This is a genomic window from Modestobacter sp. I12A-02662 (assembly GCF_041028325.1).
Classification (GTDB): Bacteria; Actinomycetota; Actinomycetes; order Mycobacteriales; family Geodermatophilaceae; genus Modestobacter.
Map to the genome: position 1 here is coordinate 149,458 of NZ_JABGDE010000003.1, position 22,077 is coordinate 171,534.

General features: G+C 76.9%; 20 protein-coding genes and 1 pseudogene. 7 read left to right on the forward strand and 14 right to left on the reverse strand.

The features are described 5' to 3' along the window. Positions 1–217 precede the first annotated feature (217 nt). Genes HL189_RS03540 through HL189_RS03560 form a run of 5 tightly spaced genes read right to left on the reverse strand, consistent with a single transcriptional unit; the run spans position 218 to position 2,988 of the window. Positions 218–1,333: an NAD(P)/FAD-dependent oxidoreductase gene (locus HL189_RS03540; protein WP_369132326.1), complete on the reverse strand. Its 1,116-nt coding sequence runs from the start codon at positions 1,331–1,333 to the stop codon at positions 218–220. 19 nt (positions 1,334–1,352) lie between these two features. Beyond that, positions 1,353–1,532 (reverse strand): hypothetical protein, encoded by a 180-nt coding sequence (locus HL189_RS03545; protein WP_369132327.1) that lies wholly within the window; start codon positions 1,530–1,532, stop codon positions 1,353–1,355. Between the two features lie 37 nt (positions 1,533–1,569). Next, on the reverse strand, positions 1,570–2,142 hold the full coding sequence (locus tag HL189_RS03550; protein ID WP_369132328.1) for a TIGR00730 family Rossman fold protein: 573 nt from the start codon (positions 2,140–2,142) through the stop codon (positions 1,570–1,572). Positions 2,143–2,152: 10 nt separating this feature from the next. Then, the gene (locus tag HL189_RS03555; RefSeq protein ID WP_369132329.1) at positions 2,153–2,641 is read right to left on the reverse strand and encodes a MaoC family dehydratase; all 489 of its coding nucleotides are present in this window, start codon (positions 2,639–2,641) and stop codon (positions 2,153–2,155) included. Positions 2,642–2,691: 50 nt separating this feature from the next. After that, positions 2,692–2,988 (reverse strand): hypothetical protein, encoded by a 297-nt coding sequence (locus HL189_RS03560; protein WP_369132330.1) that lies wholly within the window; start codon positions 2,986–2,988, stop codon positions 2,692–2,694. A gap of 87 nt (positions 2,989–3,075) precedes the next feature. On the opposite strand from HL189_RS03560, the gene HL189_RS03565 reads away from it, so the two are divergent. Then, positions 3,076–3,540: an NUDIX domain-containing protein gene (locus tag HL189_RS03565; RefSeq protein WP_369132331.1), complete on the forward strand. Its 465-nt coding sequence runs from the start codon at positions 3,076–3,078 to the stop codon at positions 3,538–3,540. Here HL189_RS03565 and HL189_RS03570 read toward each other — a convergent pair. After that, positions 3,533–4,348, reverse strand: coding sequence for an endonuclease/exonuclease/phosphatase family protein (locus HL189_RS03570; protein ID WP_369132332.1), 816 nt, complete (start codon positions 4,346–4,348; stop codon positions 3,533–3,535). The two genes, HL189_RS03565 and HL189_RS03570, sit on opposite strands and share 8 nt — an antisense overlap. Positions 4,349–4,421: 73 nt before the next feature. Here HL189_RS03570 and HL189_RS03575 point away from each other — a divergent pair, with 73 nt between their 5' ends. From HL189_RS03575 to HL189_RS03585, 3 genes are all read left to right on the forward strand, one after another. Beyond that, positions 4,422–5,312: a 1,4-dihydroxy-2-naphthoyl-CoA synthase gene (locus HL189_RS03575; protein ID WP_369132333.1), complete on the forward strand. Its 891-nt coding sequence runs from the start codon at positions 4,422–4,424 to the stop codon at positions 5,310–5,312. A 101-nt stretch (positions 5,313–5,413) separates the two neighbouring features. Further along, positions 5,414–5,743, forward strand: a complete 330-nt coding sequence (locus tag HL189_RS03580; RefSeq protein WP_369132334.1) for a hypothetical protein — start codon at positions 5,414–5,416, stop codon at positions 5,741–5,743. 81 nt (positions 5,744–5,824) lie between these two features. Next, complete coding sequence (locus tag HL189_RS03585) at positions 5,825–6,451, forward strand: TetR-like C-terminal domain-containing protein (RefSeq protein ID WP_369132335.1); 627 nt, start codon at positions 5,825–5,827, stop codon at positions 6,449–6,451. Between the two features lie 15 nt (positions 6,452–6,466). Here HL189_RS03585 and HL189_RS03590 read toward each other — a convergent pair whose 3' ends face one another. Beyond that, on the reverse strand, positions 6,467–6,724 hold the full coding sequence (locus HL189_RS03590) for a hypothetical protein (protein ID WP_369132336.1): 258 nt from the start codon (positions 6,722–6,724) through the stop codon (positions 6,467–6,469). 29 nt (positions 6,725–6,753) lie between these two features. Further along, positions 6,754–7,314 carry a DUF5946 family protein gene (locus HL189_RS03595; RefSeq protein ID WP_369132337.1) on the reverse strand — a complete coding sequence of 187 codons (561 nt, stop codon included), beginning with the start codon at positions 7,312–7,314 and terminating at the stop codon, positions 6,754–6,756. Positions 7,315–7,443: 129 nt separating this feature from the next. Here HL189_RS03595 and HL189_RS03600 point away from each other — a divergent pair, with 129 nt between their 5' ends. From HL189_RS03600 to HL189_RS03610, 3 genes and pseudogenes are all read left to right on the forward strand, one after another. After that, positions 7,444–8,109 (forward strand): HAD family hydrolase, encoded by a 666-nt coding sequence (locus HL189_RS03600; RefSeq protein WP_369132338.1) that lies wholly within the window; start codon positions 7,444–7,446, stop codon positions 8,107–8,109. 124 nt (positions 8,110–8,233) lie between these two features. Then, on the forward strand, positions 8,234–11,176 hold the full coding sequence (locus tag HL189_RS03605) for an acetoacetate--CoA ligase (RefSeq protein ID WP_369132339.1): 2,943 nt from the start codon (positions 8,234–8,236) through the stop codon (positions 11,174–11,176). Between the two features lie 278 nt (positions 11,177–11,454). Next, positions 11,455–11,703 (forward strand): annotated as a pseudogene (locus HL189_RS03610) (4'-phosphopantetheinyl transferase superfamily protein); the annotation flags it as partial. 174 nt (positions 11,704–11,877) lie between these two features. Here the strand turns inward: HL189_RS03610 and HL189_RS03615 are convergent. The 6 genes from HL189_RS03615 to HL189_RS03640 all read right to left on the reverse strand — a co-directional run bounded on the left by HL189_RS03615 (position 11,878) and on the right by HL189_RS03640 (position 21,962). Further along, positions 11,878–12,888 carry a glucosyl-3-phosphoglycerate synthase gene (locus tag HL189_RS03615; protein ID WP_369132340.1) on the reverse strand — a complete coding sequence of 337 codons (1,011 nt, stop codon included), beginning with the start codon at positions 12,886–12,888 and terminating at the stop codon, positions 11,878–11,880. Positions 12,889–13,035: 147 nt separating this feature from the next. Continuing rightward, complete coding sequence (locus tag HL189_RS03620; RefSeq protein ID WP_369132341.1) at positions 13,036–15,189, reverse strand: phage holin family protein; 2,154 nt, start codon at positions 15,187–15,189, stop codon at positions 13,036–13,038. Beyond that, positions 15,186–15,839, reverse strand: coding sequence for a DedA family protein (locus tag HL189_RS03625; protein WP_369132342.1), 654 nt, complete (start codon positions 15,837–15,839; stop codon positions 15,186–15,188). The genes HL189_RS03620 and HL189_RS03625 overlap by 4 nt, the downstream gene beginning before the upstream one ends. After that, a complete protein-coding gene (locus HL189_RS03630) occupies positions 15,836–16,678 on the reverse strand; it encodes an MBL fold metallo-hydrolase (protein ID WP_369132343.1) in 843 nt (280 codons plus the stop codon). The genes HL189_RS03625 and HL189_RS03630 overlap by 4 nt, the downstream gene beginning before the upstream one ends. 35 nt (positions 16,679–16,713) lie before the next feature. Then, complete coding sequence (locus HL189_RS03635) at positions 16,714–19,299, reverse strand: diguanylate cyclase (RefSeq protein WP_369132344.1); 2,586 nt, start codon at positions 19,297–19,299, stop codon at positions 16,714–16,716. After that, positions 19,296–21,962: a putative bifunctional diguanylate cyclase/phosphodiesterase gene (locus HL189_RS03640; protein WP_369132345.1), complete on the reverse strand. Its 2,667-nt coding sequence runs from the start codon at positions 21,960–21,962 to the stop codon at positions 19,296–19,298. The genes HL189_RS03635 and HL189_RS03640 overlap by 4 nt, the downstream gene beginning before the upstream one ends. Positions 21,963–22,077: the final 115 nt, after the last annotated feature.

The window sequence follows — 22,077 nt, forward strand, 5'->3', positions numbered from 1 at the left end:
CCTCCCTCGTCTGCTGCGCGTCCGCGCCGTCCCGGCGCGCGTGGATCCCGGCGGCCCGGGCCCCAGGAGCCCCGCGCCGGTGGCGCCGTCAGCGGCACCGTCCCCGGTCCCGCCTCCGCACCCGGGAGATCATCTCATCGATGGCCGGGTGTTCGGTGCCGGCGGGGCCGCCGATCACCCGGCTCAGTGACAGCAGGCGAGCCCTCCACCCGGCGGGTCAGCGCAGCCGGCGCGCGGTCGCGGCCAGGGTCCGCGCGCCGAGCGTGCCGTCGGAGAGCCCGAGCCGGACGACGTCGTCGAACGCCCGCTGGTCGTCGGCGGCGGCCCGCACCGCGGCGTCCATCAGGGCCGGCCACCGGCTCAGCTGCGCCGCCACGGCCGCCGACCGCAGGTGCCGTCCCAGGCGGCGGCCCAGCAGCCGCCGGTGCACCCGGCCGGCGCCGGCCCCGTGCAGGGCCGCCCGCCCGGCGAGCGCGCCGGACAGCACGGCGTAGAAGATGCCCTCCCCGGTCAGCGGGTTGACCAGCGAGCGCGCGTCGCCCGCCAGCAGCACCCGCCCGTCGGGCACCCGCGGCCGCCCGGTCGACAGCGGCAGCCGGTGCGCCCGCAGTCCGGCGGGCTCCACTCCCGGCAGCAGCCGGTGCAGGCCTTCGACCAGCCCGGACCGGGTGACCCCGCCGGAGACCAGCTCCCCGTAGCCCACGTTGGCGCGGCCGTCCCCGAGCGGGAAGGACCAGGCGTAGGCCGGCCACCGCTGCCCGGTGGTCGTGACCACCTGCACGCCGGCCGGCCCGGGCAGCACCGGCGCGTAGCCGCGGATCGCCACGGCCAGCCGGTCCGCACGGTTCGGCGGCACGCCCAGCGACCGGCGGACGACGGACTCCGCGCCGTCCGCGCCGACCAGCGCCGAGGCGCGGAACCGGCCGTCCACCTCGACGTGCCCGGGGTGCGCGGTGACCCGCCGGACGGTGTGCCGGGCGAACCGCACCCCGGTGGCGAGCACCTGCGCGAGCAGCCGCCCGTCGAGGACGGCGCGGGGCACGACGACCGAGGGCCGGGCGGTGTCCCGCTCCACCGTCGTCCCGCGGGGGCCGGTCAGCCGCAGCCGCGGAACGGCGGGGTACCCCTCGGTCAGCGCGGGGACGTCGACCCCGAGCCCGGCGAGCACGTCGAGCGCCTCCGGGGCGATCCCGTCGCCGCACACCTTGTCCCGCGGGAAGCCGGCCCGGTCGAGCACCAGGACGTCGGCGTCCGGCCGGGCCCGGCGGACCGCCGCGGCGCAGGCGGCCCCCGCCGGACCGCCGCCGACGACCAGCACGTCCGCGTGCTCCACCGTGGGCCCGCGGGGCCGGTCAGGTGTTGTCCGCCGGGGTCGGGGTGCTGGTCTCGGCGCAGTTCTCGTCCTGGGAGTTGCCCGATCCGCCGTCGCAGTTGGTCTCGCCCCGCTCGACGTCGGTGTTGGACCCCGCGCAGCCGGTAAGGGCGGTGCTGGCGGCGATGAGGACGGCCACCGCGGTGTTCTTCAGGCGCATGGGGTGCCCGTGCCCAGCGCGCCCCTCCGCCAACCGGTCAGGCCGCCGGAGGCCGGGTCCACTTCCGGGCCGGGTGCCGGTAGCCCGCGACGAAGGCGAGCAGCCCGGCGGCGTCGTGCACCACGCCGAGCGCCGCGAGCCGGTCGGCGGCGAGGTAGCCGTCGTCCACCATCCGTCGCAGCTGGGCCAGCTGCGGCTGCCAGAAGCCCTCGACGTCCAGCAGCGCCGTCGGCTTGGCGTGCAGCCCGAGCATCCCCCAGGTCCACGCCTCGAAGAGCTCCTCCAGCGTCCCGGCGGCGCCGGGCAGCGCCACGAAGGCGTCGGCGAGCTCGGCCATCCGGGCCTTGCGCTCGTGCATCGTGGCGACGACGTCCAGCCGGGGCAGCCCGCGGTGGGCCACCTCGTCGTCGAGGAGGTGCTGCGGGATCACCCCGACGACCTCGCCGCCGGCGGCCAGCGCCGCGTCGGCGACCAGACCCATCAGGCCGACGTCCCCGCCGCCGTAGACGATGCCGACCCCGGCCCGGGCCAGGTCGGCGGCGAACGCGGCGGCGGCCCGGCGGTGGGACTCCGGGCCGAGCTGGGAACCGGTGAAGACGGCGATGCGCACGCCGTCGAGCCTAGGAGGCCCCTTGCGCCGGGGCGCCGTAGACGCGGTACACCAGCTCGGCGATGCAGACCGGCTTGCCGCCGCCCTCCCGCTGGACCACCGCGCCGACGGTCAGCTGCAGCCCGCCGGCGATCGCGGTGACGCCGGTGAGCGTCGCGGCCAGCCGGATCCGCGCGCCCACCGGCACCGGGGCGGGGAAACGCACCTTGTTCACGCCGTAGTTCAGGCCCATGACCGCGTCGCTGACCTGCAGCACCTGCTTGTACATGGGGGTCAGCAGCGACAGGGTCAGGTAGCCGTGGGCGATCGGGCCGCCGAACGGGCTCTCCCGCCGCGCCCGCTCGACGTCGACGTGGATCCACTGGTGGTCGTCGGTCGCGTCGGCGAACGTGTCGACCCGCTCCTGCGTGACCTCGAACCACTCGCTGGCGCCCAGCTCCTGCCCCAGCAGGGCGGGCAACCCGGCGATGGTCGTGGTGGTCCGCGACGGTGCGGTCAAGGCGTCTCCTCCGGGGCGTCAGGTCGAGCGCGCCGCATCCTGCCAGCGGCTCAGACCACGGGTCGTGCGAACCCGATCTCCTTGGCCGCGATCCCGTCGGGGAAGGTCTCGAACACCCGGGCGCGCTCGGGCGAGCGGTCGTACTCGGCCTCCGCCGCCAGGAACGCCGCCTCGTCCCCGTCGGAGGCCACCGCCCAGGTGAACGTCTCCCGCTCGTCGTCGGCCAGGGCGAACAGCAGCCGGAACCCGTACTGCTCCCGGGCCGGGACCAGCGAGGGGAACCAGGCCACGAAGTCCGCCAGCCGGCCCGGCTCCATCACGTAACGGCGCAGCTGCACGGTTGCCATGCCGCCAGTCTGCCCGGCGCGGCGCAAGCTCCGGCCGGACGGGGGAGACTGGCGGACCCAGGCGCCGACGACGAGGGAGGACGGCGGGTGCGTTCCCCGACGGACGGCTGGACGACGTGCCGGCGCGGGCACCGCCACTGGGGGCTGGCCGGCGCGGCGGGGCTGCTGCTGCACCGGCCCGGGCCCACGGGCACCGAGGTGCTGCTGCAGCTGCGCGCGGACTGGTCGCACCACGGCGGCACCTGGGGCACGCCCGGCGGGGCGCTGCACCCGGCGGAGTCCGCGGCCGACGGTGCGCTGCGGGAGGCGGGGGAGGAGCTCGGGCTGGTCCGCGAGGACGTCGTCCTCGGTCGAGCGTCCGTCGACGACCACGGCGGCTGGAGCTACACGACCGTGCTCGCCGTCCCCGCCCGCCCGCTGGAGCCGGCCGACCTGCGGCTGGACGAGGAGAGCTCCGGCGTCGGCTGGTTCCCGGTGGACGGGCTCCCGGAGGTGCCGCTGCACCCGGGCCTGGCGGCGTCCCTCCCCGTGCTGCGACCGCTGCTCACCTGAGCGCGGGCGCCACCGTCACCGTCACCAGCCGGTGGTCCCCCAGGGGCAGCCGCCGCGCCCGCGGGTCGTGCGCCGCCAGCGACGCCGGTCCCAGCACGTGGTCGAACTGCACCCGCGGCCGGTCGGCGGGGTAGCTGGGGGCGCGCACCAGCCGGCCGGCGCCGAACACCCGCCCGGGGACCGGCCCCACCAGGTTCAGGTCGCCGGCCAGCAGGACCGGCCCGGGCAGCGACCGCGCCCACCGGCGCAGCCGGGCCAGCTGCCGCAGCGCCGTGTGCGGGGCGAAGGACAGGTGGGTGGCGACGACGGTGCACCCGCTGCCGCCGGCCGGCCGCAGCTCCGCGGCGACGGCGATCCGGGGCTCGTCCGGGAACCACCACCACCGCGACCGCCCGGTGCGCGGGTCGGGTGCCTGCAGCGGCAGCCGCGCCCGCCCGGCGCCCAGCGACCGCACCGCCCACCGCCGCACGGGCAGCCGGGAGAAGAGGGCGACGCCGTAGTGCGGGCCGGCCGCCTGCGCGTCGTCCGGGCCGCGCAGCAGGGGCGGGTCGGCCGGCCGCCAGCTGCGGAAGGGGTCCGGGGTACCGGCCACCGTCGCGGCGAACCGCCAGTCCACCGCGCCGAGCGCCGCGGCCAGCGTCGCCGGCTGGTCGACGGAGTGCGACCGGGGCTGGGCGACGTCGACCTCCTGCACGGCGAGCACGTCGACGTCCACCTCGGCCAGCGCCGCGGCGAGCGCGGGCGCGTCCAGGGGCCGGCCCCCGGCGTCCCGGCCGGAGGCGAGGTTGAGCGTCCCGACCCGGATCACCCCGCCATTCCAGCAGGAAAGGCGGCCGGCGGCCGGGGGAGCGGGTGGACCGGGCGGCGGCTAGGTTCGCAGCGTGAGTGCGCGCGCCGAGGTCTCGGAGATCTTCGACCCCTCCGCCTGGGCGCCGGTCGAGGGCTTCGAGCAGCTCACCGACGTCACCTACCACCGGGCCGTGGACGCCGGTGTCGTCCGGGTCGCGCTGGACCGGCCGGAGCTGCGCAACGCCTTCCGGCCGCAGACCGTCGACCAGCTCCTCGCCGTCCTCGACCACGCGCGGCTGTCCACCGACGTGGGCTGCGTGCTGCTCACCGGCAACGGGCCCAGCCCCAAGGACGGCGGCTGGGCCTTCTGCTCCGGCGGCGACCAGCGGGTGCGCGGCCGGTACGGCTACGAGGCCGGCGAGGGCGCGCGAGGGCGGCTGCACATCCTGGAGGTGCAGCGGCTGATCCGGTTCATGCCGAAGGTCGTCATCTGCGTCGTCCCCGGCTGGGCGGCCGGTGGCGGGCACAGCCTGCACGTCGTCGCCGACCTCACCCTGGCCAGCGCCGAGCACGCCCGGTTCAAGCAGACCGACGCCGACGTCGGCAGCTTCGACGGCGGCTTCGGCTCGGCCTACCTGGCCCGCCAGGTGGGGCAGAAGTTCGCCCGGGAGATCTTCTTCCTCGGCGACGAGTACTCCGCCGAGGACGCGCACCGCATGGGCATGGTCAACAAGGTGGTGCCGCACGCCGAGCTGGAGCGCACCGCGCTGGACTGGGGGCGCCGGATCGTCGCCAAGAGCCCCACGGCGCAGCGGATGCTGAAGTACTCGTTCAACCTCGTCGACGACGGCCTCGTCGGGCAGCAGCTGTTCGCCGGTGAGACCACCCGGCTGGCCTACATGGCGGAGGAGGCGGTCGAGGGCCGGGACGCGTTCCTGGAGAAGCGGCCGGCCGACTTCACCAGGTTCCCGTGGCATGTCTGAAGGACCCCGTTGCCCCCCACGCTTCGCAGGCTCAGCGTGGGCTCCTGCAACGGGGCCTTCCAGGGTCGGCCACGAGTCCCAACGAACGGAGGAGAGATCGGATGATCGTCGAGGTGATCGGGGGCGCTGATGAGGTGCCGGAGGTGCAGGTGGCCGACGTCGACGACCTGACCCGGCTGCACATGGCCGTGGGCGCGGTCACCGACGAGGAGGCCGACGCGGCGTTGCGGGCCGCGGGCCTGGGCCGGCTCGAGGACGGCACCGCCTGGCTCGACGTGGCCGCCCTGCGGTCGGCCGCCGAGTCGAGGGCCACCGCCGACGGCTGGGCGCAGCAGTGGGACGGGATGGTGGAGCAGGCCCGGACGCGGGGCTGGGTCTCCGACGACGGGGCCAGTCTGAAGGCGCACGTGGAGCCGGCCGCCGGTGCATGAGCGGGCGTTCCCGGCATGTGAGTTCACTGTGCGTCGGAGCACTTGTTGTGGTCAATCCACTCTCTGGGGAACGATTGCACGGTGACCACCACCGACGCCTCTGCCCAGCCGGCCGGACCCCGTTCGCCGGGCCGGCCGCTCTCCACCGAGCTCTCGGGGCAGCTGGTGTCCGTGGCCCTGGACATCCTGGCCGACGAGGGCTGGGGCCGGCTGAACAGCGACCGCGTCGCCGCGCGGGCCCGGGCCGGGAAGGCCGGCATCTACCGGCGCTGGCCGACGATGTCGGCGCTCGCCCGGCACGCGCTCAGCACCGCCACCCTCGTCCGGGTGCCGGAGGACTCCGGGTCGCTGCTCGGTGACCTGTGCCAGCTGCTGCAGCCCTGGACCCGGCCGCTGGACCGGCTCGAGCGGGCGGCCGCCAGCCTGATCGGCGCCGCCCGGCACGACGAGGAGCTGCGCGCGGGCCTGGACGAGGCCCTGGTGCGGCCCCTGGCGCGGGCGGTACGGGAGCTGGCCGCGCGGGAGGCGCGGCGGGGCCGTCCGCTGCCGGAGTCGCGGGTCGGGCTGCTCGAGTCGGTGCTGCAGGCCCTGTGGTGGCAGCGCTACACCAGCTTCGCCGCGGCACCGATGACCACCGCTGAGGTCCACCAGCTGGTGCGCGAGGCGCTGCTGCCGATCATCGAGCCGGACGCGGTGGCGCACGTCTGAGCCGGCCGGGAGGGGTCAGCGCGGCCGCTCGGCGGGCGGGTCCAGCAGCTGCCGGGCGAGGTCCTGCACGCCCACCTGCGCCATGCTGAGGGCCGCGGTGGTCAGCTGCCGGACCGCCTGGCGGGACTCCTCCGAGCCGCCCTCCAGCAGCAGCCGGCGGTGCTCCAGGACGAGCACCCGGCCGGTGGCGAGGAGCAGCGCGGCGGCCCGCACCTCGGCCCGGGTCTGCGCCTTGCGCAGCTCCCGACGGCCGCCCCCCGTGGCGTCGTCCACGGGGACGATCTAGGTCCCGGTGCCGGCGGTCAGCCGGAGAGGGCCCTCCCGGCCGCGGCGCGGAGCGGCCCGGCGGCCGGCGACCAGTCGGTCCAGACCGCGCCCGCCCAGGACCGCACGAGGGTCGGCAGGTCCACGACGTCCAGGTCGGCGGCCAGGTCGGCGACCGTCGTCGTCCAGCGCGGGGGCGGGGTCACCGACCGCGGCGCCACCTCGGCCAGGCGGTCGTCCGGCACCGCGGCCGAGCGGGGGTCGTCGCCGCGCTCCAGGAGCAGGCACAGCCGCACGGGTGCCACCGGGACGGCGTCCCGGACCTGGTGCTGGGCGTCGTACGCGGTCGTGGCCAGCCGCAGCAGCCCGGCGGCCCCGGCGTCCCGCGCGGCCTCGTCCCGCAGCCCGCGTACCGACACCCGGAACAGCTCGGCGCAGCCGGCGGAGGCGCCGGGGTGGGCACCGGCCAGCCCCGGGACGACCACCAGGACGGCGCCGCAGCCGGGGCAGGCGGAGGTGTCCGGCGGCGCGGCACCGGGGGCGGTGGCGACCGGTCCGAGTGCGCCGGTGCGGGCAGCACGGGCGTCGGTGTCGGTCATGGCGTCCGATCGTGCCGCACCGCCGGGCCGGACGCCCGCCGCGACACCGACCGCCGCCCCGGTCCCGCGCCGCCCGCCGTGCCGGGAGCGGGAGGGGTGAGCGGGCGTCCGGCTGGGCAGCCCCAGCCCATGCCCGAACCCACGATCGCCGTCCTGGACGTCGACGGCACCCTCGTCGACTCGAACTACCAGCACGCCCTGGCCTGGTACCGGGCGTTCCGCTCGCTCGGCGAGACCTTCCCCGTCTGGCGCATCCACCGGCTGATCGGGATGGGCGGGGACAAGCTGGTCGCCGCGCTGGGCGGGGACGACGTGGAGGAGCGGATCGGCGACGCGGCCCGGGAGCGGTGGGTCGAGGAGGTCGACCAGCTGATCGACGAGATCGCGCCGCTGCCCGGCGCCCGGGACCTGCTGCTGGCGGTCAAGGAGCGCGGGCACCGGCTGGTGCTCGCCAGCTCCGGCAAGCCGCAGCACGTCGAGGCGTTCGTCGACCTGCTCGACGCGGGGGACATCGCCGATGCCGTCACCTCCAGCCAGGACGCCGAGGCGACCAAGCCCAACCCCGACCTGCTGCAGGTCGCGCTGCAGAAGCTCGGCGCGGCGCCCGACGCGCCGGCGGTGGTCGTCGGCGACTCGGTGTGGGACGTCGAGGCGGCCAAGCGGGCCGGGATGCCGGCGATCGTCGTCCGGTCCGGTGGCTTCGGGGACGACGAGCTCCGCGACGCAGGGGCGGTCGCCCTCTACGACACCCCCGGCGACCTCGTCGCCGCCCTGGACGGCACGCCACTCGCCTGAGTGAATCCCGGCCGCTGCCCTTTGGCGGCGGACCTGGCCGGTCCTACGTTGTGGCCCCCAACGACCCTGAGTCAGGCGAGGTGCCCGTGGCGCGACGGTGGTCTCGACGCGGCAGGAGCACGGCGTGAGCGCCGGCATCGCGGCGCACCCGCTGGCCGCGGGACACCCGGGGCGGCGCCCGCAGCTCACCGACTTCCGGCTGCGGTTCGCCGGATCCGGTGAGCAGGCGCTGGGGTCGCCGGCCGACCTCCACCGCCTCTCGGTGGCCCGGCCGCGGGAGTTCTGGCGGACCTTCCTGGACTGGGCCGACCTCGCCTGGGAGGGCTCGCCGGAGCCGGTGCGCACCGGCGACGACGTCGAGACCGCGGCGTTCTTCCCCGGCGTCCGGCTGAACTACGCGGAGAACCTGCTGCGGCCGCTGCCCGGGGTCGACGACGGGCGGCCCGCCCTCACCGGCGTGCAGGGGGACGGGGCGGTCGTCCGGTACACCCGCGGTGAGCTGAGGGACCTGGTGGCCCGGACCGCCCGGGCGCTGGCCGCGCTGGGCGTCGGCTCCGGCGGACCCGTGGCGGCGGTGGCCCCGAACCGGCCGGCCACCGCGGTCGCCGCCCTGGCGGTCGCCGCCCTGGGGGCTCCGCTCGCCACCGCCATGCCCGCGATGGGGCCGCGCGCGCTGCTCGGCCGGTTCACCCCGCTGCGCCCGGAGACCCTCCTGGTGCACCGGACGGCCGGGGCGGACGACGTCCTCGGCGCCCTGCTGGCGGAGCTCCCCACCGTGCGCCGGGTGGTGCTGCTGGACGACCTGCCGCTGCCGGCCGCGGACGGCGTCCCCGTGACCCGGCTGGCCGACCTGGTCGCCGCCCTCCCGGACGACGCCGCGCCGCCGTCCTGGCGCCGGGTGCCCTTCGACCACCCGCTGTGGGTGATGGCCTCCTCGGGCACCACCGGGCCGCCGAAGGGCATCGTGCACGGCACCGGGGGGTGCCTGCTGGAGCACGTGAAGGAGCACCGGCTGCACCTGGACCTGAGCAGCGCGGACACGCTCTACTTCCACACCACGACCGCCTGGATGATGTGGCACTGGCAGCTCTCGGCCCTGGCCGTGGGCGCGCACGTCGTGCTCTACGACGGTGTGGTCGACGGGCCGGGGACGCTGTGGGAGCTGGTCGCGGCCCACGGCGTCACCGTCTTCGGCACGAGCCCCGCCTACCTGCAGCTGTGCGAGGACGAGGGCTACCGGCCGCGGGACGCCGTCGACCTGGGGTCGCTGCGCGCCGTCCTGTCCACCGGCTCGGTGCTGCACGACTGGCAGTTCGACTGGGTGGCCGACGCCGTCGGCGACCTCCCGCTGCAGTCCATCTCCGGCGGGACGGACCTGATGGGCTGCTTCGTGCTCGGCCACCCCGAGGCCCCGGTCCGGCGTGGCCGGTGCCAGTCGCTCAGCCTCGGCCTGGACGTCGCCGCGCTCGACGAGGACGGCCGCCCGGTGCTCGGGCAGGTGGGCGAGCTCGTCTGCCGGCAGCCGTTCCCCTCCCGGCCGGTCGGGTTCCTCGACGACCCCGACGGCGCCCGATTCCACGAGGCCTACTTCAGCCAGCACCCGGGCGTGTGGACCCACGGCGACCTCATCGAGGTCGACGCGGACGGATCCGCCCGGATGCACGGCCGGTCGGACGGCGTGCTCAACGTCGACGGCATCCGGATCGGTCCCGCGGAGATCCGGTCGATCCTGCACCGGGTCCCCGAGGTGGCCGAGTCGATGGCCCTCGAGCAGCGGCACCCGACCGTGCCCGGCCGCACCCGTCTCGTGCTCGTCGTGGTGCTCCGCCCGGGGCCGGCGCTGGACGACGCGCTGGTCCGGCGCATCCGGTCGGTCCTGGCGCGCGAGGGGTCGGCGGCGCACGTGCCCTCCGTCGTCCTGGCCGTCAGCGGGCTGCCCACGACGCACAGCGGCAAGCTCTCCGAGCGGGCGGCCCGGGACACGCTGGACGGCGTGCCGGTGCGGAACACCGGTGCGCTGCGGAACCCCGAGGTCCTGGCGGAGCTGGCCGCGGCGGCCGCAGCGCACGCTCCCTCGCCGCGGCCCGAGCCGGTCCCCGTGGCCGGGTCCGACCTGGGCGCGGTCGTCGCGCGGGCCTTCCGGGACGTGCTCGGCGAGGACGTCCCCCCGGAGGTCGACTTCTCCGACGCCGGCGGGACCTCACGCCAGTCCATGACCCTGCTGCGCCGCCTGCGCCTGGAGACCGGGAGATCGATCAGCATGGAGGAGTTCCTCGCCGACCCGACCGTGCGCGGGGTGACCGGGGCGCTCGCCGCCCCGTCGAGTGAGCCGGCCGCGCTGCCCGTCCTGCGGGCGGGCGACGTCGCGCTGCCGCCGCTCCACCTGGTGCACGGCGCCTACGGGGACGTCGACAGCTACACGTACCTGGTCGAGCACCTCCGCACGCCCCGGCCGGTCGTCGGGGTGTCGGGCCGGGTCCTCGGTCCCGACGGCGAGAGCTGCTCGATCCCGGAGATCGCCCGGGCGCACGTGGCGCGCCTGGTCGCCGAGCGCCCGACCGGGCCGGTGCTGCTCGCCGGCTACTCCTTCGGCGGGATGGTGGCCTTCCACATGGCCCAGCTGCTCACCGGCCTGGGGCGGGAGGTGGCCTTCCTCGGCCTGGTCGACGTGCTGCCGCCGTACGGCTCGCTGACCAGGGGTCAGCAGCTGGTGCGCAAGGCTGCCGGCGCGGCGGCGATGCTGGTGCCGGGCATGTCGAACCGGACCCTCGCCCAGGCCCTGGCCGGCGCGCGGGGACTCTCCCGCCCGGCCGCGGACGAGCGGGCGCTGGCCGACGCGGAGACCGCGTACAACGACTACCGCCCGGCCCCGTACGCCGGTCCGGTCACCTACTTCCGGGCGCGGCGCCGGATCCCGCTGTTCACCGAGCTGCTCTACACGTGGCGGCGGCTGGTGCCCCAGCTGCGGGTGGTCGACGTCCCGGGCGCGCACCACGACATGCTCGGGCAGCAGCACGCCCCGGGTCTGGCGGCCGCGCTCGCGGCGAGCCTGCCCCGGCCCGACTGACGGGACGGCGCGTGGCGGACCGGTCCGTCCCGCTCCTCCGGATCTGGCGGGTCGACCTGACCGATCCGGGGTGGGACGTCGAGCAGGAGGCAGCGGTCCTCGCGCCGGCCGAGCGCGCCCGGGCGGAGCTCGGTGTGCCGGCCGTGCGGGCCCGCCGGGTGCTGCTGCGGGCCGCGCTGCGCCGGGTCCTGGGCGGGCTGCTCGACCTGCCGGCCGAGCGGGTCCCGCTGGAGACGGTCGACGGCCGTCCCGTCCTGGCCCGCGCGGTCGGCCTGCACGTGTCCTGCTCGGCCGGCGGGGACGTCGGGCTGGTCGCGGTCTCCGCGGGGGTCCCGGTCGGCCTGGACGTGCAGCGGCACGATCCCGCGGAGGCCCGGCGGGCGTTCACGGAGGACTGGCTGAGCGCCGCCGAGCGGGCCGCGCTGGCCGCGCTGCCCGCGGCGGAGCGGCTGGTCGCGGTCACCCGGTGCTGGACGCAGAAGGAGGCCGTGCTGAAGGGGATGGGCGTGGGGCTGCGCCGTCCGCCCGGCTCGGTCGACACCCCGGTGCGGGCGGCCGGCCACGTCGGGGCCTGGGCGCTCGCGCCGGTGGCGGTGCCCCGCGGTTGCGTCGCGACCCTCGCCCTGCGGACCCCGCACCTGCTGCCCGGCGTCCCGGCCGAGGTGCTGCGCCCTCCGCGCACACCGCCCGGAGGCGCGGTGCTACCCGACGATCTCGGCGCGCTCCGCCATGTACTCCGCCACCGTGCACAGCGGCGGCCGCTCGTCGACGGCGACCGTCGTGCCGCTCGGGACGAAACGCTGCCCGTCGTGCGCGAACTGGGTGAGCAGCCCGCCGGGCTGCAGCCGCCGACGGCCCGGCCGCCCGCGCTCGGCCCGGGCCAGCACGGTGGAGACGATCTGGCCGGCCATCCGGCCCAGCGCCTCCTCGGTCTGGTGCGAGTGCTGGCGGACGCCGAGGTCCACCTGGGCCAGCCCGGAGAGCCCGCAGACGGTGAGCAGGTCGACCAGCAGCCCCACCTCCACGCCGTAGCCGGAGACGAAGGGGACCTGCTCCAGGGCGGACCGGCGGCCGGCGTACTCGCCGCCCAGCGGCTGGACGAAGCCCGCAAGCTCCGGCCACAGCGCGTTGAGCAGCGGCCGGGCGGTCAGCTCGGTGACCCGGCCCCCGCCGGCGGGCCGGTGCTGGCCGTCGACGGTGAGCGGGCGGGTGTAGCAGCCCTTCACGTAGTCGACCCGCGGGTCGGTCAGCAGGGGGGCGAGCAGGCCGGGCACGTAGTGGGAGACGTCGCCCAGCAGGTCGGCGTCCATGAACAGGACCAGGTCGCCGGAGGTGACGGCCAGCGCCTTCCACAGCGCCTCGCCCTTGCCGGGGCGCGTGCCGTGGCCGGGCAGCACGTCGCGGGTGGCGACGACCTCGGCGCCCGCGGCGCGGGCGACCTCGGCGGTCCGGTCGGTCGAGTCGGAGTCCATGACGATCAGCTCGTCGACCAGGGGCACCGCGCGCACCCAGCAGTCGGCGAGGTCGCGGACCAGGACGCCGACGGTGGCCTCCTCGTCGCGTGCCGGGAGGACGAGGCTCACCCGGTGCCCGCCGCGGCGCTTGGCCAGCAGGAGGGCGTTGACGTCGATCTCGGCCAGTGAGGTGGCCGACGTGGTGCGGTGCTCGAACCAGGCCCGGGCATCAGGTCGCATCGGCCCACTCTCGATCACCAGCCCCACCTCCTGCACGTCGGCGGGGCGTCGTTCACATGAACTTCACGTCTCCCCTGGGCCACAGGGTGGCGGGGAGCGGGCTCCGCGGCAAGCGTCGGGCGAACCGGTCCGGCGTGCCGCGCGGAGGCCCGCCGGTGCGGCAGGTCAGGCCTGCGCGGCCACCCCGTCCGCCGAGTGGGTCCGGGAGGGACGCCGGTCGCCGTCCGGCTCCGGGTGCCCCAGGTCGGTCAGCCAGCCGCGCAGCACCCGGTGCAGGCGCTCGGCCCCGACGATCTCCCCGGGGTCGGCGAAGGAGCGGGGGTGCAGCAGGAAGCCGCGCTGCTGGGGCCCGCCGAGGCCGCCGTGCGAGCCGACGTGCGGCTCGAACGGGGACGCCTCGTCGGTGTACGGGTCGTAGCGGCTGTTGACCACGACGTCGGGGCAGTGCGGGAACGAGGACGCCCGGGCGACCAGCCCGGCGGCGTGCTCCCCGTAGGGCGCCAGCGGGTCCTCGCCGATCACCACACCGGTGTGCAGCCGCCGCAGCCCGTCCCGGCCCAGCACCACGGGACCGAACTCGGCGGAGTGCACGAGCAGGAAGCCGATCCCCGGGTGGTCGACCAGGGACGGCAGCAGGTGCGGCCAGCGCCGCTCGATGGTCTCCAGCGGCACGCGCCCGGGGACGTCGGTGAACGACACGTGCGCCATGTGGCCGGAGACGGTGACGACGACGCCCGGGGCCACCCGGGCGACCGCGCCGTGCTCCGCGGCCGGGGTGGCCGCGGTGAGGGCGCCGGCCCGCGCGGTCCGCTCCCGCAGGCGGCGGGCGATCAGCCCGCCACCCTCGGCCAGCGCGGAGGTCACCTGCCAGGACTCGGCCGGACGCCGGCTGTCCGCGGCCGGGTCGGGCCGCCGCAACCCGAACAGCCGGCGCCGCGGAGCAGGCGCGCCCGGGCCGCCGCAGAGCCGGCCGACCAGCGCCTCGACCGACTCGCCGAACCGGCCGGTGAACGTCTGGCCCTGGGTCTGGCCGTGGTCGGACAGGCACACCAGGTGGTAGGGCCGGGGCGCCAGCTGCGCGGCCCGCCAGAGCCGGCCGATCTGCTGGTCGATGCTGCGGAGCACCTCGAGGGTGTCGAAGCGCTCGATGCCGGAGTGGTGGGCGACCTCGTCGTAGCCCAGGAAGTCCGCGTAGACGACCGGGCGGCCGGCCATCATGTCCTCGAGCAGGGCGTTGACCACGACGTCCCGGGAGATCACCGTCGTCCCCGGCCGGGTGAGCGGGTAGATCCCCCCGCGCTTGACCCGGGGCCGCACGTCGGCCCGGCGCTGCCGGGCCGCCGCCGACAGCTCCCGGTACACGTCGACGAGGGAGACGACGATCGTCCGCAGCGCGTTGACGGGGTTGGCGAAGTAGGCGTAGTAGCCGGCGCCGACCCGGTCCCGGGCGCGCCGTTCCCGCCGGGAGCGGCGGGGCACCACGACTGCGATCGAGCTCATGGTCAGCGAGACGTGCGGCGCGTCGCCGGTGAACAGGTTGCCCCGCCCGGCGCCCCCGCCGGCCAGCAGGCCGCGCCCGTCGGAGTGCCGCCGCTCCACCTCGGCGGCGTCCACGGGATGGGAGACGGCCACCACCGCGTCGCGGTCCTTCTCGTACCAGCGGAAGCCGAGGATGTCGTGGTTGGAGCCCTGCAGGATGCCGCAGACGCTCGCCCCGGTCTGGGAGCTCCAGTCGGTGTGCCAGGACCGCAGCACGTGGCTCTCGGCGCGCAGCCAGGCGGCGAAGGTGGGCATGGTGCCGTCGCGGACCGCGCGCCGGGCGACGTCGTGGCCGAGCCCGTCTATCTGCAGGAACAGCACCCCGGGCGGGCAGTCGACGAGCCGGGCGGTGGCCCGGCGGCGGGCCCGGCGGAAGAACAGCTCGTCCTCGTTGACCGCCAGCACGCTGCTGATGACCCCGGCTGTCCCGGCCATCGCCACCGCGACGACCACCGAGGTGGCGAAGGAGCGCACCTCCACACCGGGGATGGCGTAGAAGACCGCGAGCACGCCCGCACCCATGAGCAGGAAGCTGCCCAGACCCAGGGTGAAGAAGGCGATCGGCAGCGCCACGCGCATGACCAGCGGCCAGACCACCGCGGCCGAGACGCCCAGCAGCAGCGCCGCGACCGGCGGGTGCCACCACGCGCGCATGGCGAAGCCGTTCAGCAGGGAGTCCAGCCAGACCAGCGCGCCGGTGACCGCGGCCCAGACCAGCAGCAGCCGGGCGAGGGTCCGGCCGGTGCGCAGCACCCGCCCGGTCGTGGGGCTCCCGGTCACGGCCGCTCGCACCCCGCGGGGGACGGCGCGGGGTCCGGGTCGGGGTCGCCCTCGCCGCTGCGGTGGCCGCGGCGGGGGAGCAGGTTGAGCAGCAGCCCGACCAGCAGCACCAGCAGGGTGGCGATCAGCGTCGCGAGCAGCGGGGAGTCGAAGATGCCGCCGCTGAGCACCCCGAGCGCGGCGTAGGCGGCGGCCCAGACGGCCGCGGCGGCCAGGGACGCCGGCAGCAGCCGGCGCCAGGGGTAGGCCAGCGCGCCCGCGGCCAGCAGCACGGGGATGCGGCCGGCGGGCAGCAGCCGGCCGACGACGACGATCTGCCAGCCGTGCCGCCGGAACTGGTCGCGCACCTCCTCGATCCGCTCGGCGTGCTGGCCCCGGGCCACCCAGCGCACGGCGGCCGGGCCGCCGAACCGGCAGATGCCGAAGGTGGTGACGTCGCCGAGGAAGGCGGCCAGCGTCGCCAGCAGCAGGACCAGGGACAGCGAGAGCTCGTCGGTGGTCACCGCGACCGCGGCGCCGGCGCCCACGACCGCCCCGGTCGGCACCACCGGGACGATGGAGCCCAGCAGCACACCGCCGAAGACGAGCGGGTAGCCGAGCGAGGCGGAGTCGGTCCAGCTCGCGGCGAGCGCCGTCGCGCCGCCGGTCACGGCGCCTCCTCGAGGCGGGGCAGCCCGGCCGGCCACCGGCCGGGCTGGGGGAGGGCGACCGGCGCGCCGGGCTCGGTCAGCGCCACCTGGGTCAGCGGGGCGTGGGCGGCCACGGCGGCGGCGAAGCGCCGGGGAGGCTCGCTGAGCAGCCGGCGCATCCGGTCGCGCCAGGGGTTGGGGAGCCGGGTCATGCCGGCCGGGGCGAGCGTCCCCCAGTGCACCGGGACGACGACCCGGGGGCGCAGCATCCGGACCGCCTCGGCGGCCCGGAGCGGGTCGAGGTGGCCCGGGCCGAGGTCGGGGCCCCAGCCCCACACCGGCAGGAGGGCGACGTCGACGCCGTCCGCGCCGAGGTCGGCCAGCCCGGGGAACAGGTCGGTGTCGCCGGCGGCGTACACGGTGACGTCGTCGCCGCGCAGCAGGTGCCCGACCGCGGGCGCGTGCGGACCGGAGGTGAGCCGCGGGCCCCAGCGGTGGGCGCTGTGCCGGGCCTCGGTGGCGGTGACCGTGAGCCCGCCGTCGGACAGGGACTCCCCGGGCGCCAGCTCCTCGACGGCGGTGAAGCCCTTGCCGCGCAGCCAGCGACCGGCTCCGCGCGGCACCACGACCGGGGTGGACCGGCCCAGCCGGCGCAGCGACGGCAGGTGCAGGTGGTCGGTGTGCAGGTGGGACACGACCACCAGGTCCACGCCGGTGCACGTCTCCTGGGACGGCACCGCGGCGACCCGGCGCAGCGCGCCGACCCCCGGCGTGAGCAGCGGGTCGGTGAGGACCGTCCGGCCGGCCAGCTCTACCCGGACGGTCGAGTGGCCGAGGAACCGCAGGGACGGGAGGCTCACCGGACCAGTATCGGCGCGGGCGAGCGCCCGGGTCATCAGACTTCCGCGTGCGACCGGGACGCCGGCAGCGCGACCGCCGAGGACGGGTGCCGGAGCAGCACCGCCAGCTGGGCGGCGGTCTGCGCGGTCGGCAGCACCGCGCCGGTGATCGACACGAGCCCGCCGGCGCGCACGTCGGCCAGCATCTCCGGGGTGTCGACCTCGGTCGCCACGGTCTCCAGGCCGAACCCGGTGGCGCTGCGCTCGATCGCGGTGAGCACCTGCAGGCTGCGCTCGGGGTGGCGGGGGACGTCGAGCGCCCGCATGTCCACCATGACGACGTCCAGCGGCACCCGGGCCAGCAGCGCCCAGAGGGTGGACCCCATGCCGTAGTCGTCCAGCGCCAGCCGGACCCCGGCCTCGTGCAGCGTCTGCAGGGCGGGGATGAGCGCGGCCGAGGACGTCTGCAGCACCTCCTCGGTGAAGGAGAGCACCAGCCGGGAGGAGGCCAGCCCGCTGAGGGCCAGCGCCGCCGCGACCTCGCCGGGCAGCTCGTCGGCGTGCACCAGACCGGCCGGCAGGTCGACGGTCACCAGCAGCTCCCGGTCGAGCGCGACCGCCTCGCGGCACGCGGTGCGGACCACCCACTGCTGCAGCGTGGCCGTGTGGCCCTGCCGCTCGGCCGCCGCCCACAGCTCCGGCGCCGGCAGCACCCCGAGCCCGGGGTGCACCCACACCGGCTGGGCGCGCACCGCGGAGATGACCCCGGTGTCGCCGTTGGCGATCGCGTCGAACCGCAGCTGCACCTCACCGGCGGCCAGGGCGGACGCGACGTCCCGGCTGGCCGCGGCCTGCCCGACCAGGTCGGCGGTGTGCACCCGCCAGCAGCCCTTGCCGGCCTCCTTGGCCGTCCGCAGCGCGGTGCCCGCCTCACGGAAGGCCAGCTGCCCGCCGCCGGGCTGCACGTCGGCGACGCCGACGCTCGCGCCGACGATGAAGGTCCGGTCGCCCACCCGGCAGGGCTGGGCGATCACCTCGACGATGCGCCGGGCGGCCTCCACCGCCGCCTCCTCGTCCCCGACGACCAGGACGGCGAACTCGTCACCGCCGAGCCGGGCGACCAGGTCCTCGCTGCGCAGCAGCCCCTGCAGGCGCCGGGCGACCTCGATCAGCAGCAGGTCACCGGCCTCGTGCCCGGCGGTGTCGTTGACCGCCTTGAAGCCGTCCAGGTCGAGCACCAGCAGGCTCCGCTCGCCCGAGGCCGCGCTCAGCGTGGCGAGCTCCCGGAAGAGCATGGCCCGGTTGGGCAGCCGGGTCAGGTGGTCGGTGAAGGCCATCCGCTCGAGCTCGCGCTCGCGGCGCCGGCGGGTGCTGACGTCGCGCAGCTGCAGGACCCGCCGGTCGCTGCCGGGCCGCTCGTGGTGGGTGACCTCGAGGTCGCCGAACTCGCCGGACGCCCGCGGCACCCGCAGGGAGACGACCGGGTGCGCCTCGCCGCCGGCCGCGGTGAGCTCCCGGAGCACGCGGGCCCGGTCCTCCGGGGGCAGCAGGTCCAGCAGGCCAGGGTGGCGGTCGCCGTCCGGGTCGATGCCCAGCAGGGTGCGCGCGGCCGGCGAGGTGAACTCCAGCCGCAGGTCGGCGTCGACGATCGCCACGCCGTCGGTGCTGGCCTCCACCAGCCCGCGGAAGTCCTCCTCGCTGCGGAGCAGGTCGTCGCGGATGCGCCCGCTGTCCCGGATCCGGTCGAACAGCCGCACCACCAGCAGGCCCAGCAGGACCGCCGTGCCGATGATCGCGACCGGGCCGACGGGCAGGTCGAAGACGACCGCGGCCACGAGGGTGGCCGGCACGCCCACGAGCGCGCCGACCTGGAGCACCAGGCCGACCGGGTTCACGGTGGGCCGGCTGGCGGCGGGGTCGCCGTCCCGGCCGGGTGGGACCAGCTCGACGGCCAGCACCCCGCTGACCATGGCCAGCAGGACGGCGACGTCCGCGGCCAGCTCCCACGCCCGCCCGCCCTGCGCGACGGCCACGGAGAACAGCGCGGAGGCCAGGCCCAGCAGCGTGATCATCACGGCCAGCGCGGTGGCCGAGCGGCGCAGCGCGGTGGCCGAGACGGTGCACAGCGCGGCGGCCAGCCCGACGGAGAACGCGGGGTACGCGCCGTAGGCGAGCAGCAGCGTGCTGTCGACCGGGTCGGTGCGGAAGGCGGGGGCGATGAGCAGGACGTCGGCCATCACGATGAGCGCCGCGACCACGGTGGCGCCGTCGAGCGCGAGCACGTGCCAGCGGCCGCCGGTGCCGTGCCCGGCCAGCAGCACGCAGCTCAGCGACAGGCCCAGCGTGGCCAGCACCAGGACGAGGTCCCCGGTGGCCGGGCCCCCGTTCTCGCCGTCCAGCCCGGTGGCGCTGAGCAGGTTGGTGAGGGCGAAGAGCAGCGAGGCGACCGACAGCACCTGCCACGGCCGGTGGCCGCCGTCCAGCCGGCGGGTGAGCCGGTGCACGCGCCAGGCGGTCCAGCCGGACACGGCGGTGAGGACCAGGTTGCCCCACGGGGCGTCGGCGGGGCCGGCCGCCGCGGCCGCCAGGGCCAGCAGCCCGGCCAGCGTCGTCAGCACGGCGTGCCGCATCGGGCCGCTCACGACGCACCCCCGGCACCGCGGTGCACGGGCGGGACGGCGTCCGGCGCGGGACGTCCGGGCAGGTCGGAGACCAGCGCGGGAGCCGGCAGGGGGCGGGCGAGCAGAAAGCCCTGGACGAACCGGTGCCCCATGTCGCGCAGCAGCTGCAGCTCCGCCTCCGTCTCCACGCCCTCCACGACCACGGCCAGGCCCAGGCTGGTGCCCAGGTGCAGGACCGAGGCGCACAACGCACGGCGCTGCCGGTCGTGTTCCACGTCGGCGAGGAAGTGCCGGTCCATCTTGAGCACGTCGATCGGCAGCCCGGCCAGGTAGGCCAGCGACGACCAGCCGGTGCCGAAGTCGTCGACCGCGATCCGCACACCCAGCCGGCGCAGCCGCTCCAGGTCGGCGACGACGTGGCCGTCGTCGAGGAGCACGGACTCGGTGATCTCCAGGACCAGCCGGCCGGCGGGCAGCCCGCTGGCGGCCAGCGCGGCGAGGACGTCGTCCACCAGCTCCCCGCTGCGCACGTGCCGCGCCGAGATGTTGACCGCCACGACCAGGTCCGGGTGCGGCAGGGCGGCGACCGTCGCGGTGGCCTGGGCGAGCACCCAGCGACCGACCTCGTTGATCAGCGGGGACTCCTCGGCGAGGGGGATGAACTCGACCGGGGAGATCCTGCCGTAGACCGGGTGCGTCCAGCGGAGCAACGCCTCGACGGAGGTGGTGCGCCGCAGCGCCAGGTCGACGACCGGCTGGAACACCAGGTGCAGCTGGCCGTCGGGGAGAGCCTGCTCCAGGTCGGCGCGCAGGGCCTCCTCCCGGCGCCGGGTGAGGTGCAGCGCGTCGGAGTGGCGGCGGACCCGGCCGGGCCCGGCGGAGATGGCGCTGCGCAGCGCGAGGTCCCCCCAGCGCAGCGCCTCGCCGGCGTCGACGTCGGCGGCCAGGGCGGTGACCCCGGCACCCGCGGTGAGCCGGACGCCTCCGGCGGGCTGTCCCTCCACCGCGGTGACCAGCCGGGTGGCGACCACCTCGGCGTCGGCCACGGTGCCGGTCACCAGCACGGCGAACTGGTCCCCACCGGTGCGGGCCAGCCAGTCGTCGCCGCGCAGTGCCCGGGCGAAGCGGGTGGTGAGCTCGGCGAGGACCGGCGCGGCCGCGCCGTCGCCGGAGCCGGGCAGCCCGTCGACGCCGAGGACGACCAGTGAGGTGCCGTGCGGCGCCGGTCCGCGCAGGACCGCGGCCAGCCGCTGCGTGAGCGCGGCGCGGTTGGGCAGCCCGGTGGCCGGGTCGACGGTGGTGAGGACGGCGAGGTCGGGATCGGTGGCCCGCGGCCCGGTGGGGGTCACGTCGCGGCAGTAGACGACGAGCGCGCCGACGTCCGGGTCGCTGCGCAGGTCGTGCACCCGGGCCTGGACCAGCCGCCAGCGGCCGTCCACGTGCCGCACCCGGACGGTGCGGGTCCTGGCCGCGGAGCCCTCCCCGTCCGGGGTGGCGGGCGCCGGGTGCAGCAGGTCGCGCGTGTCGTCGGCGTGGACGACGTCGGCGATCGAGAGCCCGACGGCGCCCGCCGGGTCCACGCCCAGCATCCCGGTGATCGCCGGGGAGACCCACTGGACGCGCAGCTCCTCGTCGAGGATCACCACCGGGTCGGCGCTGCCCCGCACCAGGGTGCGGAACGCCGCCTCGCTGCGCTGCAGCTCGGCGGTCAGCCGCCGCTGGGCCCGCCCCGACAGCCCCTGGTGGAGGGCCAGCACGACCAGGCCGAGCACGCCGAGCAGGACGGCGGACGGGTGCAGCTGGCCGGTGCGCCACACGCTGACCAGCAGCAGCGAGCCCGCGAGCATGGCGGTGACGTGCGGGAGCAGGGCGGCCAGCTCCGAGCCGCCGGTGCCGGGGGCGGGGACCCGCCGCCCCTCGCCCGGCCGGTCACCGCAGCAGGCGACGGCGAGCAGGCCCAGCCCGAGGACGCTCACGCCGGAGGCCAGCAGGTGCAGCCCGCGGGGGCCGGCGGTGATCGAGCAGAGCGCGCCGGCGACTGTCGCGGACAGCTGGGCCGCCAGGACCAGCAGCCCCACCCGCCGGTCGGCGGCGGAGCCCACCGAGATCAGCACCAGCGCCAGACCGGTGCCGACGGCGGTGCTCAGCAGCAGGGCGAACATCGTCCCTGTCTGCGTCGCCGACAGCAGGGCGGGGTCGGCGACGGTCAGCCGGAGGACGCTGTGGACCAGCAGCAGGTCCGCGACGACGAAGAGCGCCAGCGAGCTGGTCAGCTGGGCCCGGGCGGCGCGCACCGACTCGCGGTCCATCAGGTGCCGGACCGCCGGCACCGCGAGCAGCTGCCCGGGGACGGCGCCCAGTGCCATGGAGCCCGCCGGCAGCAGCCCGGCGGCCAGGGCGGCGCCGAGGCCGCCGACCGCGAGCGACGCGGCGAACCAGCGCCAGGCGCGGGGGTGCGCGGTGCGGGACGCCCGGACGGCCAGCAGCACGCTGGTGCCGAGCACGGCGCCGGAGGTGAGGACCACCGCGAGGGCGGTGCCGGTCGGTGGCAGCACGAAGCCCGCGACGGCGGTGACCGCGGCGGCCACGAGGGTCAGGGCGAGGGGTCGCGCCAGGCCGACCGAGGCACCCCGGACGGGGGAGCCCCCGGCACGGACGGGGTCGACGAGGATGGCGGAGCTCACGTCCCTGTTCTCGGAACTCGACCGTCTCGAGTGAACGGACCGGTCGGCCCCCTCACCCCGGTGGGTGAGGGGGGCGCCCGCACCGGTGTGCCGCGGGGCCCGGGGATGCCACGGA